General features: G+C 45.4%; 11 protein-coding genes. 8 read left to right on the top strand and 3 right to left on the bottom strand.

Annotation, left to right across the window (positions count from 1 at the left end; all coding sequences use genetic code 11):
- Positions 1 to 81: 81 nt before the first annotated feature.
- A complete protein-coding gene (locus BWI96_RS04260) occupies positions 82 to 1,224 on the bottom strand; it encodes a carboxypeptidase-like regulatory domain-containing protein (protein ID WP_106635454.1) in 1,143 nt (380 codons plus the stop codon).
- Between the two features lie 26 nt (positions 1,225 to 1,250).
- Between BWI96_RS04260 and BWI96_RS04255 the strand changes: the two genes are divergently transcribed.
- From BWI96_RS04255 to BWI96_RS04245, 3 genes are all read left to right on the top strand, one after another.
- On the top strand, positions 1,251 to 2,288 hold the full coding sequence (locus BWI96_RS04255) for a quinone-dependent dihydroorotate dehydrogenase (protein ID WP_106635453.1): 1,038 nt from the start codon (positions 1,251 to 1,253) through the stop codon (positions 2,286 to 2,288).
- A 133-nt stretch (positions 2,289 to 2,421) separates the two neighbouring features.
- Positions 2,422 to 5,088, top strand: a complete 2,667-nt coding sequence (locus BWI96_RS04250; protein ID WP_106635452.1) for a DNA translocase FtsK — start codon at positions 2,422 to 2,424, stop codon at positions 5,086 to 5,088.
- A 137-nt stretch (positions 5,089 to 5,225) separates the two neighbouring features.
- A complete protein-coding gene (locus tag BWI96_RS04245) occupies positions 5,226 to 5,852 on the top strand; it encodes an outer membrane lipoprotein carrier protein LolA (RefSeq protein ID WP_232793573.1) in 627 nt (208 codons plus the stop codon).
- Positions 5,853 to 5,906: 54 nt separating this feature from the next.
- On the opposite strand, the gene BWI96_RS04240 is transcribed toward BWI96_RS04245, so the two are convergent.
- On the bottom strand, positions 5,907 to 6,290 hold the full coding sequence (locus BWI96_RS04240; RefSeq protein WP_106635450.1) for a response regulator: 384 nt from the start codon (positions 6,288 to 6,290) through the stop codon (positions 5,907 to 5,909).
- Positions 6,291 to 6,609: 319 nt separating this feature from the next.
- On the opposite strand from BWI96_RS04240, the gene BWI96_RS04235 reads away from it, so the two are divergent.
- The 5 genes from BWI96_RS04235 to BWI96_RS04215 are packed head-to-tail and all read left to right on the top strand — an operon-like array spanning position 6,610 to position 12,609.
- A complete protein-coding gene (locus BWI96_RS04235) occupies positions 6,610 to 7,308 on the top strand; it encodes a CHASE3 domain-containing protein (RefSeq protein ID WP_106635449.1) in 699 nt (232 codons plus the stop codon).
- Positions 7,309 to 7,319: 11 nt separating this feature from the next.
- Positions 7,320 to 10,031 (top strand): response regulator, encoded by a 2,712-nt coding sequence (locus tag BWI96_RS04230; RefSeq protein ID WP_106635448.1) that lies wholly within the window; start codon positions 7,320 to 7,322, stop codon positions 10,029 to 10,031.
- A 42-nt stretch (positions 10,032 to 10,073) separates the two neighbouring features.
- Positions 10,074 to 10,901, top strand: coding sequence for a protein-glutamate O-methyltransferase CheR (locus BWI96_RS04225; RefSeq protein WP_106635447.1), 828 nt, complete (start codon positions 10,074 to 10,076; stop codon positions 10,899 to 10,901).
- Between the two features lie 15 nt (positions 10,902 to 10,916).
- Positions 10,917 to 11,477, top strand: coding sequence for a chemotaxis protein CheB (locus BWI96_RS04220; protein WP_106635446.1), 561 nt, complete (start codon positions 10,917 to 10,919; stop codon positions 11,475 to 11,477).
- 16 nt (positions 11,478 to 11,493) lie between these two features.
- Complete coding sequence (locus BWI96_RS04215; protein WP_106635445.1) at positions 11,494 to 12,609, top strand: ATP-binding protein; 1,116 nt, start codon at positions 11,494 to 11,496, stop codon at positions 12,607 to 12,609.
- Between the two features lie 44 nt (positions 12,610 to 12,653).
- On the opposite strand, the gene BWI96_RS04210 is transcribed toward BWI96_RS04215, so the two are convergent.
- A complete protein-coding gene (locus tag BWI96_RS04210) occupies positions 12,654 to 13,160 on the bottom strand; it encodes a pyridoxamine 5'-phosphate oxidase family protein (RefSeq protein WP_106635444.1) in 507 nt (168 codons plus the stop codon).
- Between the last annotated feature and the right edge of the window lie 41 nt (positions 13,161 to 13,201).

The following is a 13,201-nucleotide window of genomic DNA, read 5'->3' as shown; positions in this document are numbered from 1 at the left end:
GGTATTCATTTTTACCACCTTCTGTTTAGTTAACCCTTGTACTACTAAAAACATTCTTGCCAGCCCAATGAATCGAATCGTTCAGGGTAACTCGGTAGGTACGTAATCAAACGGTAAGGAGTCAGCTACTTTCTGATGCGAAAAGGCCCCCGAAACCAGCAGGTCCATTACCGGGAAAAATTGTCCGTTAGGCTTGATCTTTACCATCTGGCTCATCAACTCAACCACGCTTATCTGGTCTCTCCGGCTATTGACCTCTCCGGCAGCACTTCGATTCTTCTTCTCCACATAGCTTACCTGCAAGCCCCCCTGAAAACTTAAAATGGTTTGTTCTTTGGTAGACAACCGGGCAACCACAATGGCCGAAGCGGGTTGAAATTCGGGAATTACTTTATACCGTTCAAAGCCCGTGAGGACAGGATTGCTGAGTTTTTCACTCTGCCAGAGTAAGGCATTCAGCGGCGAACTCTTCAACTCCACCATTTGCTGAATTTTAAAACCCTCCTCTTCCATTTTGCCTTCATGTATCGATCGCAAAAAATGGGTTAACGAACCGTAGTAAGCCATCGCCCGATTTTTTTGCCAGGTGGTCGAATCAGAGCTTCGTTTAGGCGTCATTTCTTCGTAAACCGGGTAACCGATGTATGATAAATACCCCTGTTTCTGGTGATAGGCAAAGCCTTCCAGTTGGTATTTAATTCGATACCCCAGAGCCGGACATTCAATCAGCAGAGGCTCTCGACTGCCTACGGTTATCCAGGTTTTGGTTGAATCTTCATTAATCCAGACCGCTTCAGGATTCAGAATTTTTGTTCTTCTGGCATTTTCCGTCGTTCCCAGAAATAAGCTCGTGAACTGCTCGTAACGCTGATTCCAGTTTTTGTCTAGTTTTGATTTAATTTTAATTTCTGCTAACTGGTTAGGGTTAGGTTTGAGCTTGATTTCCAGGCTTTGCTCTGAGTTATTGGCTTCGATGCGAAGCGTTTGCGTTTGAAAACCAACGTAAGAAACCACTAACTCCTGCGTTCCGGCGGGAATCTGGGTCAGGGTAAATGCACCCGCATCGGAAGTAGTCGTTCCTTTGGTGGTGTTCGCCAGAAAAACGTTAGCAAAAGGCAGGGGTTTCTGGTCTTCAGCATTAATTACCCGGCCCTTGAGTGTTCCCTGGGCAAAGAGAAAATTAGGAAAAGTCACTAAAACGAAAAGCACTAACAACGATTTCATAGCTACAAAGTGCGTATTTTTGTCCCATGTACCAAGCTCTGATTCGCCCCATTCTCTTCTGCTTCGATCCTGAACAGGTTCATTACTTTACATTCAACGTACTGAAATTTAGTGCCAAGATACCTTTTGTATCCGCATTAACCCGTCAGTTTTTTACGATAAAAGATCCCCGGCTGGAACGCGAAGTTTTCGGATTACGCTTTCCAAACCCCGTTGGACTAGCAGCTGGGTTCGATAAAAATGCCGAATTGATAGACGAACTCGCAGACCTGGGTTTTGGATTTATTGAGATGGGCACGGTAACGCCCCGCCCTCAGCCCGGTAATGACAAGCCTCGTTTGTTTCGCGTGAAAGCTGATCAGGGTATAATTAATCGCATGGGTTTCAATAACAAAGGAGCCCGGGTAGCTGCCGAGAAACTCAAACGCCGGAAAAGTAAGGTATTAATTGGCGGAAACATTGGTAAGAATAAGGTAACGCCCAACGAAAATGCCGTTCAGGATTATTTGGCCTGTTTTCACGATTTGAAGGAAACGGTGGATTACTTTGTGGTAAACGTAAGTTCGCCCAATACGCCTAACTTACGGGCCCTTCAGGAAAAAGAACCACTGACGGAATTGTTAATTACCCTGCAAACAGAAAACCTGAAACAGGCCAAACCCAAGCCTATTCTGCTGAAAATTGCTCCAGATCTGACGGATAGTCAGTTGGATGATATCATTGAAATTGTACAAACCAGCGGCATTGCCGGAGTCATTGCCACCAACACGACGATTTCCAGAGAAAACCTAAAAACGCCTGCTTCCGTAATTGAAAGCATCGGAGCAGGCGGATTATCCGGTAAACCCGTTCGGAATCGTTCTACGGAAGTCATTCGTTACTTACACCAGCACTCAGGTGGCTCGTTTCCCATCATCGGCGTTGGCGGGATTCATTCACCGGAAGATGCCTGGGAAAAACTTCAGGCCGGAGCCAGTTTGGTACAGGTCTATACGGGTTTCATTTACGAAGGCCCGGGTCTGGTGAAGCGAATTTGTAAGTATTTACTACAGAATCCCGCTTAATTAAAATTTATCTGGAACATAAATTCATTTCGCCAGTTTACTTTTGTAAATTTTCGATCTTAAATCAGACCGTTCCTCCCACTGATAACGCTAGTTCATTTCTAGGGTTTCGCTTTATTATTAGTATCCATACATGGCAAAAAAGGTAGATTCTGCTAAAAAATCTTCCTCAAAACCAGCTAGTCTAGCCGCTAAAAGCTTTAAGCCCAAAGCCCCTGGACCCAGTACGCGGCTGGTCGTAGGAGGATTGACCATATTACTTTCGGTATTACTGTTTCTGGCTTTTTTCTCGTACCTCATTTCGGGTGAGGCCGATCAGAGCGTTGTGGGCTCTGCTTTCAAGACCTCCATTCACGAATCCGGGCAAAAAGTACAAAACTGGCTGGGTTTAACCGGAGCCGTTGTTGCTCATTTTTTCGTGTTCCAATGGTTCGGAATCGCTTCTTTTCTGATCATTCCGGTATTACTGGTGGCGGGTATAAAAATGACTTTTGCCCGGGAAATTTTTCCGTTAAAGCGGTTAACCTATCAGGCCATTTTCTATACGCTCTGGGTTAGTTCAGTTCTGGGCTTTGTGGTGTTATACTCCAATTCTCAGGCAAACCTCAGCACACTTTCCGGCGGCATTGGCCTATTAATCAACCAGTTACTTTATAATTTAATTGGTTGGGGCTCTATTGCAGTCATTGCGGCAAGCTTGTTTGTTTTTGTGATTTATTTCTACCGGGTTGATTCACTGGAACACGTTGCCGAGAAAGTCGAAGGAATGAAGGTTCCGAAGCCCAGCATCAGTAATCCGTTTAAAAATTTATTCAAGGAATTAGAAGAAACAGAGGAGGAAGAAGAGCTAGAACCGGAAACAGAAAAACCCACTCCGGTTGCAAAGGAAATTCCTAAACCTGCCCCCCGTATACCGTTTGCGGTGGAACCCAAAATAGAAATCGAAGAAGAACCAGAGCCAGAAGAACCCGAAGAGGATCTGGAGCAGATTCAGCTGGAAAAAGTAAATCGTCTGGCTGAGGATGCCCGACGGGTGCTGGAAACGCCCGTTCGTCTGCCCGTAGAGCTGAAACCTGAAGTCGAGCCCGAACCGGAGCCTGCTTTCGAGGAAGTAGAAGCCTATATTCCTCCGGTAACGGTCAATGGTAGCGGAAATAAATCCACCCCCAAGGCAGGAAATGCCGAGCCAGATTTTATCATCGAACAGGTTCCGGCAGAAGAAATATTACCTCAGAAGAAAATTGAAAAACTCGATACTAAGCCCAACGAAAATCTAATCAAGGAACTGGGTTTATACGATCCAACGCTTGATTTGGCTCGGTATGAGTATCCAGGAGTTGACCTGTTGAAGGAATATGCTCCGGATAAAGCTCAGGTTTCGGAGGAGGAATTAAAGTCGAAAAAAGATACCATCGTTCGCACCCTGAGTGACTACGGCATTAGTATTGCCAGTATTAAAGCTACGCCAGGGCCAACCGTTACCCTGTATGAAATCATTCCTTCGGCAGGGGTAAAAATCTCCCGGATTAAGTCGCTGGAAGATGATATTGCCCTGTCGCTGGCAGCTTTGGGAATTCGGATTATTGCTCCGATGCCCGGAAAGGGAACGATTGGCATTGAAGTTCCGAACAAAAACCGCGAAATGGTTAGTATTCGGGCGGTAGTGGCAAGCGAGAAATTCCAGAAATCAACGGCTGAGTTACCCGTGGTTCTAGGCAAAACCATTTCCAACGAAATCTTTGTAACCGATCTGGCAAAGATGCCTCACTTACTCATTGCCGGGGCTACCGGACAGGGTAAGTCAGTAGGGATGAACGTTATTCTGGCTTCTTTACTCTACAAAAAACACCCTTCTCAGCTCAAACTGGTATTGGTCGATCCGAAGAAGGTGGAGTTAAGTTTGTTCAGTAAAATCGAGCGACACTTCCTTGCGAAATTACCTGGTACGGAAGACGCTATTATTACAGATACCAAGAAAGTTATTTACACGCTCAATTCGCTTTGCGTGGAAATGGATTCGCGGTATGAGTTACTCAAAAACGCCGGTTGCCGGAACCTGAAAGAATACAATCAGAAGTTCATTGAACGTCGTCTGAATCCCGAAAAAGGGCACCGTTTTCTACCGTACATCGTGTTGGTGATTGATGAGCTAGCGGACTTAATGATGACCGCGGGAAAAGAGGTAGAAACGCCCATTGCTCGTCTGGCTCAGTTGGCTCGGGCCATTGGCATTCACCTGATTGTTGCTACGCAGCGTCCTTCGGTGGATATTATTACGGGTAAAATCAAAGCTAACTTCCCGGCTCGTTTGTCTTTCAAGGTAACCCAGAAAGTCGATTCTCGGACGATTCTGGATACCAGCGGAGCAGATCAGCTCGTAGGCCAGGGCGATATGCTCTTCCTGCAAGGCTCGGACATGACGCGTCTGCAATGTGCTTTCGTGGATACGCCCGAAGTAGATGCGATTTGCGATTTCATTGGCGAACAGCAGGGATATTCGGATGCCTACTTATTGCCTGAATTTGAGGGTGACGAATCCGGTAATGAAGAGAAAAATGTAGATCTTGCTCAGCTCGATCCAATGTATAAAGACGCGGCCCGACTGATTGTTATTCATCAGCAAGGCTCTACTTCTCTGATTCAACGGAAAATGAAACTCGGGTATAACCGGGCGGGCCGTATCATGGATCAGTTGGAAGCTACGGGCGTGGTCGGTCCCTTTGAAGGTTCAAAAGCCCGCGAAGTTTTGATTCAAAGCGAAGAACGGCTGGAGGAGTTATTTAAAGAATTGCGATTATAATCCTTCTCTTTTCAGAAGACTTCAAATAGCCACGGATGAACGTCCGTGGCTATTTATGTGTAACCATCCGTTGGTTCACAATTTTTAACATTTCCCCAAAACCAAGTAATGGCCCATTCCGTTACTTTCTGTAATCCATGAAACGATATACCATGAATATTCAACGTCTGTTTGTTGCAACCCTCCTACTCATTTCTCCAATCGTTAGCCAGGCCCAGGATGCCAAAGCCGCTGCGATTCTGGATGCCATGAGCAAAAAATATCAGTCTTTTTCTTCCTTCACTGCGGCCTTTAACTATGGTTCAGACGCGGGAGTCATCACGACTAAAGGAGGAAAATATCACCTGAAACTAGCCGGCCAGGAAGTTTTTAATGATGGCAAGACCGTGGCTACTTACGTGAAAGAGGCCAATGAGGTGAATATCTCCACCAACGATCCGGCCAGTAATGAATTCAGTCCGGCGAATATTTACAACATCTACAAAAATGGGTACAGTTATAAACTGGTGGAAGCAGGAAAAGCTGGTAACGCAGTAATTGACCTAACGCCAAACAAAGGGAAGTCTTCGAATGTATCTAAAGTACGACTGACGATTTCTCAGAAAGATAACACGCTCAAAGGCTGGCAAATTACGGATAAATCGGGCCGGGTACAGCATTTCAAAATTAGCAAGTTTACACCTAATGTAGCAGTGGCAGATAATCAATTCACCTTCAATAAAGCCAGATACCCAGGCGTAGAAGTGATTGATTTACGTGATTAATTGCTTTTTCCTAAACACAACAAAGGCCCGACATTGATCGGGCCTTTGTTGTGTTTAGGAAAGTACTTCCTGTACTATCTTCCTGATGATACGAATCAGATCATTGGGATTAACGGGTTTTTCGAGGTATCCGGCGGCCCCTAAACGCATAGCCTCGGCAACACTGGCTTCCTGCCCTAGACCCGATAATATGATTACCGGAATGTCGTTCCCCAGCTGCTCTTTTACATACGTTAAGACCTCAATACCTGTGTGATGGGGCATAAGCAAGTCGGTCAATACCAGATCGGGTGTAGACTCACTTAGTAATGCCAAAGCTTGCTTGCCATCCGATGCCGAACGTACTTCAAAGCCTTCTTTTTGCAGACGATAGGTTAACATCTTTAGCGTCAAAGCCTCGTCTTCAGCTATTACTATCGAAGGAGATTTATAATTCATACGAACAAGGTCAGAGCCTACGATCAATCGATTCTTTTCTGGTTGAATGCTTCAAAATCATGCTGTTTACGCATGAAAATTTCTTCAACAGATCCGCTGGATGAATCGCTTGTACTATCAATTCTCTACTTAAATACAAAATAATCTCCGGTAGATGCAATTGATAATCGTTGAGCAGATTATAGACAGCAATCTACCTATTTTCTACGATTTTACTAAAATACCTTTTGCTTTCCTTCACAAATGTTTACCTCGTGCGTAATTTGCCGTTCTGATGGTGTACTTCCCTCAGTAATCCTTTCTTCTCAGAGCCTGGTTTATGAATTCGATATCTGCTAAAAGTAAAGTTAATTTAATTTTTATTCTTGGAATTTCCCTATTAATTGTGGTGGGAGTCTTTACTTATCGCACGTTTCTGAAACAAGCGGAAGACTCCGATTGGGTTACCCATACCTATCAAACAATCAACCACCTGGAAAATTCCCGCCACCTACTTCAGAAAATGCACGTAGCTCAGCGGGATCGACGGGTTAATCCGCTCAATAAAAACTCCACGAAGGAGTTTACCCTTGCTCATAAACAACTGGAAGCTCAAATCAAGACGTTGGAGCAACTGATGGCTGACAACGCCGCTCAGACCGTTCACCTTTCCAGAATTGAGGATGCCTTACAAGCAATCCTTAGGTTCTGGTCGCTGCCAGAAAATTCAATCCATAACCTCAAAACCATCAATGACGAAAGTACTCGCATCAATGCCATTCGTTCGGGCATTGATAAGATGATAAGCATTGAGGAAAACCTACTGAAAGAACGGCAGGCCACTCAGGCTTCGGCTTTTCGGGTGGCGGCCATTACGATTCTGATTTCCATGGCCATCGCCATCCTCATTGCCTCCTTATTCATCTATTTGATTTTAGCAGAATTAAAACAACGTCAGGCTACCCAGAAGGAGTTGAGCCTTAAGTTGGATGTGGTTTCCAAACTTAACGATGAAGCCGAACAGAAAACTGGTTATTAACGGGCGTTTCCATGATTAATGACAGTTTACACGTTACGCATAATACAGAATCCCTGACGAATACGGTGATTAATGAGTTGGTTTCATACCTGAATATTCAGGCTGCATCATTGTATGTGGTTGAGGGAGATAAATTATTACGCAAAGCCGCCATTGGTCTTCCTCAGAATGCTCCCATCGAATACCTTTTAGGAGCCGGATTAATTGGCAAAGCTGCTCAGCGTAAGCACTTACAACACTTGAATCAGGTTCCGGCTGACTTCTGGCGTCTGGAAGCAGGGCTAGGTTCGGCTCTTCCGGGAGAATTGGTCTTTGTGCCTTTATGGGTAGATCATAAACTAAAAGGGATCATTGAGCTAGCTTCGTTCCAGCCTTTCAGTGAGGCGGCTCTGGCTTTATTACAAACGGTAGAAGATAACATTGCCGTTGCTCTGGATGCCAGTTTGATTCAGGAGGCCAATAATCTGTTACTTACGCAGGTTCAGGAGCAGAAGAAAGTACTGGAAGACCAGCAGAACTACCTGCGGGAAACGAATGAAGAATTAACCCGTCAAACCGAAGCTCTTCAAGCTTCGGAAGAGGAAATGCGGGTACAGGAAGAAGAATTGCGGCAGGTTAACGCTGAACTCGAAGAGCGTAACGAAGCCATGGAATCGGCCCGACAGGCTCTCGCCTCCAAGGCTCGTGAACTGGAAATGACGAGTAAATACAAGTCGGAATTTCTCGCTAACATGTCGCATGAGTTACGTACACCGCTGAACAGTGTGCTGATTCTGGCCCGTTTATTGGCGGATAATAAGCCCGGTAACCTGACAGAAAAACAGGTGGAACACGCCCGGGTCATTTTCAAATCGGGTAATGATTTGTTAACCCTGATTAATGATGTTCTGGACTTATCGAAAATCGAAGCAGGGAAAGTCGACGTTATTCAGGAGGAAGTATATTCGGCTCACATCCTGAGAAATATGCAGGAATTATTCGGTGCATTAGCTGATGAAAAAAGTATTCAGTTCCAGGCCATTCGTGGGGAAGTGGCTCCACAAAGTTTTGCCAGCGATCAACAACGCATCGAGCAGATTATCAAGAATTTACTTTCCAATGCCTTCAAATTTACGCCAGCAGGAGGCACGATCAAGTTCAGCATTGATTTGATCCGACCCCGCAATGGTTTCTTTACCCATAACCTCAACGAAGCCCGTGAAGTCCTGGCTCTAAGTGTTCAGGATTCCGGCATTGGTATTCCCGCCGAAAAACAGCAGTTAATCTTTGAAGCCTTTCAGCAGGCCGATGGCTCAACCAACCGAAAATACGGCGGAACGGGCTTAGGATTATCCATTTGCAAAGAGCTGGCTCATCTGCTAGGTGGGGAAATTCGCGTAGAAAGCACGGTCGGCAAAGGAAGTAAGTTTACACTTTACCTGCCTTCCCTGGCTTACAAAGCCTCTACGCCTGTTCCCGTTCCCGAAAAAGAAGCAGAGCTGGAACAGGTCACTTTCCCTGAACACCGAACAGAGCAGGACGTAGTGCATGATGACCGGGATTCGATCCAGTCGCATGACCGAAGTGTTTTAATCGTTGAAGACGATCCGCTTTTTGCTCATTTACTACGCGATTACGTCCGTACCAAAGGGTATAAAACCATCGTGGCTATTAGTGGTGAAGAAGGGCTGTATTACGCCCGCAAATTTTTCCCGTCAGCCATTTTACTGGATATTCAGTTACCCGGCATTAGCGGCTGGGAAGTGCTGAAATACCTCAAAAGTGATGCTCTTCTCAAACCCATCCCCGTTCATATCATTACCTCGGAAGACAAGCCACGGGAAGTAATCGAAGGAGCCGAAACTTATACGAATAAAGCCTCCGCTCATGATACATTGAATGAAGTATTTACTCAGTTTGCGGATGAGGTTCCTTCCAACGAGAAGAAGTTATTGATTCTGACGGAGAATAAAACCCTGGAAAATTCCATTGGCAAATGGCTGGAAGAGCGTGACTATCACATCCATACGCAGTTTGTTACCACCCTTGAAGAAGCTTGTAACCGATTAATGAATCAGGATTTCCATAGTATTCTGGTGGACGCAGGCGATTCGGCTGAAAAATCTTTTCAAAACCTTCAGTCCATTCAGCTAGCCCGGGGTACGCGGCGGATTCCGACCATTTTGTTCATGAATCAGGATTTATTACCTGCCGACGAAGCCAAATTGAAAAAGGTGTCAGACGTCATTATTCGGAACTCCCAATTGGCTAAAGATCGTCTGCTCGACGAGCTGGAACTGTTTTTGTTTAAAGTAGAAAATCCGCCGGTATTACCCAAAGCTCAGGCCATTATTCCTGAAAAAGCTTTGAAGGGCAAAAAGATCTTGGTGGTCGATGATGACATGCGGAATGTCTTCTCCCTGAGCACGTTGCTGGAAGAACACGAAATGCATGTGATTACCGCTGGTGATGGTCGGGAATCGCTGGAATCGCTGGAAGATAACCCCGATACAACGCTGGTGCTGATGGACATTATGATGCCGGAAATGGACGGGTACGAAGCCATGCGGCACATCCGGGCCAACAAACGTTTCGAGAAACTGCCCATTATTGCCCTAACCGCCAAGGCTATGCAGGGAGATCGGGAGAAGTGCATCGAGGCTGGGGCTTCTGATTACATTACTAAACCCATTGACAGTAAACAATTATTATCCCTAATACGAGTCTGGCTTTCACAAGGTTAACCCAGCTGTTGGCTTGTGAAAAAGCATTAGCCAAAGCGATTTATGAATGAATGGATTGATATTCTACCGGAACAAATAGACGATATTATTCAGATTATACGAGAACAATACGGCTATGATTTTGGAGATTACTCCCGAGCTTCTTTCACCCGGCGGGTCAAGCATTGCATGCAGGCCGCTAGTGTGAAAACCGTTTCCGACTTGCAGCATCATTTACTAAACGAACCTTCGTTTTTTAACTGGTTTTTGCAAACCCTGACGGTAAATGTTACCGAGATGTTTCGGGATCCAATTTTTTACAAGGCCCTGCGGGAAACGGTGATTCCACGGCTGGCCTCCTACCCGATTATTAAAATCTGGCACGCTGGGTGTGCAACGGGCGAAGAAGTTTTTTCCATGGCGATTCTGTTGAAGGAAGCTGGCTTACTCGACCGAACCCGCATTTATGCAACGGATCTGAATCCGGCGAATCTTGAAAAAGCCCGCCGGGGCATTATGCCGCTGAACGCCCTGAAAGAGTACACGGCGAACTACCTACGCTCGGGCGGAACGGAGGATTTTTCGTCCTATTATGAAGCTAAACGCGATCATGTTATTCTGGATTCCAGTTTGTTGAAAAACGTACTTTTCTCCCAACACAATCTGGTAACCGATCAGGTTTTCAATGAATTTCAGCTTATTTGCTGTCGAAATGTTTTGATTTATTTCAACAAGACTTTACAAAACAGAGTTTTACACTTGTTTTACGACAGTTTGGTCCCGCTGGGATACATGGCCCTGGGGATGAAAGAGTCCTTGTTATTTATGGATGTACGTCCGAAATTTGATACCATTAAAGACGAAGCTAAGATTTTCAGACGTAAAAGCTAGCTAACGTCCGTAGATTTGAGAACGAAAATACTACCGGAGATAGGCGGTTCAGCGGGATGTTTTCCGGTGGTTTTAAAACTCCTCGAACAATTACCTGAAACCTTTCCTTTTGCCCTGATACTGGTGCTGCATCGACAAAAATCCGGCCCCAGTGAAATGGATAAGGTGCTGATTTTAAACAAACATACGAAGGTTATCGAGCCGAACGATAAAGACCTGATTCTACCGAATCAGGTTTATCTGGCTCCTCAGAATTATCATTTACTGGTAGAAGATAACCGAAGTGTTAGTCTGGATTATTCGGAAACCATCCATTACAGCAGGCCCTCTCTGGACCCTACGTTTGAAAGTGCCGGCGATGTCTATGCCCATCGGGCCGCCGGAATTTTGCTGAGTGGCTCTAATCATGACGGAGCCGAAGGCCTGGCTCATTTGGCTAAAATGGGTGGTCAGGCCTTTATTCAGAACCCTGCATTCAGTTCATTTCCGGCTATGCCCCTGGCAGGCCTCCAGTTAGTTCCCAACGCGACTTTAGTGAAGCCTTCGGAGCTTATAAACTCTCTTTTTTCTATATAAATCTATAAGTTACCTCATGACCAATACCGATTCCTTAACTGATTTTGTCATTCTTCTGGTGGATGATCGGGAAGAAAACCTGATTTCGCTGGAAGAAATGTTGGCACAGAATAATCGGGTTTTTATAAAAGCTTTATCAGGAAATGAGGCTTTGAAAATAGTCCTGCGTAACCCCCAGATCGGGCTTATTATGCTGGACGTACAAATGCCCGAAATGGATGGATTCGAGGTAGCTCGCATCCTGAAATCCAACCCTAAAACCCGGGATATTTCCATCATTTTCGTTACCGCTCTCAATAAAGAGCAGCAATACGTCCTGAAAGGGTACGGGGAGGGAGCAGTTGATTACCTCCAGAAACCCCTTGACATTCGTGTAACCCAGGCCAAAGTCAGTGTCTTCGAAAAGTTATACCGGTACCAGAATCAGCTGAAAAACACAGCGGATGCCCTTCGCCGAACCAATAAGCAACTAGAGAATTTCGTCTACATTGTGGCTCACGACCTCAAGTCCCCCCTGAACGGCATTATCAGTATGCTTTCTTTACTGGAAATGCAATACGAGGACGGAAGTTTGAGTAAGGAAGAGTTTCGGGAATACATGGACATGTCCCAAAAGGCGACCTATCACCTTTCAAACATGATTACTGAAATTCTGGATTATTCCCGAAAAAGCTTGGCTGAGCAAACCGTTGAAGAGGTCAATGTGCAGGAAATGGTAGAGCAGATTTTCAAATTGCTATTCCCTCCCCGAACCATCAAGACCAACATCCAAGGTGAAATGCCTACTTTCTTTACCCGGAAACTGAAGTTACAGCAGGTATTTCAGAATCTGATCAGTAATGCAATCAAGTATAATGATAAGGCCGAAGGACTGGTAGAGGTGGGTTGCCACGAGATGCCTAATGCTTATGAATTTTACGTCAGGGACAACGGTCCGGGTATTACGCAGGAAGGCCAAGATAGTCTTTTCGAGTTATTTGGCGTCAACGATACGCCTTCGCAAACGGGCGACGTCAAAACAGGGGTTGGCTTAAATATATTAAAAGTGTTAGTGGAAGAACAAGGCGGAAAATTCCGGCTCGAATCCACCCCCGGCGTTGGCAGCACTTTCTACTTTGATTGGTACAAGTAATAAAAAGAGATCTGATTGGTAACCAGATCTCTTTGCTACATACTTTATAAAGTTACTGTTCCGTGCTGACCACTTTCAAATTTAGTACCGGTGATGGCGGCTTTCAGCATTCGGAAACCGTTCACCAGCTTGTTGGAAGAACTGTCCCAGAACTCAGCTTCTTCCACATTTACTTTCAGCAGAGCTAACTCAGGGTCATCTATACCATCGGGGAACCAGGCTTTCAGGACCGGCGAGTAAAGCTCTTCCAGTTTTGCTTTGTCCGTAACCACTTTGGCCCGTCCCTGTACGCTCACGTATGTATTACTGTTGGGATCAGCGTAGGATACGCTTACCCGATGATCCTGCTCGACCTCGTCCGTTTTGCGGGAATGTTCTTTCGTAAAAAACCATAAGGTCCCATCCTCTTCCATTTCGGTAGTTGCCATGGGACGGCTACGTAACCCCTCCTCGTCGTTGAAGGTGGTTAACATCGCCACTTTCACTTCTTTGATTTTATCTTTAAGTAAGGCGATCTGTTCGCTTTGGGATAACTCTTTTACTTCAGCCATAACTGTATTTCTTTAGTTTCCCTGGAAGCTCGAAAATCCCG

Source organism: Siphonobacter sp. SORGH_AS_0500, from assembly GCF_002838835.1.
In the GTDB taxonomy this organism is placed as follows: Bacteria; Bacteroidota; Bacteroidia; order Cytophagales; family Spirosomataceae; genus Siphonobacter.
Note: the sequence above shows the minus strand (reverse complement) of the source record. Positions and strands in the feature narration are given on the sequence as shown.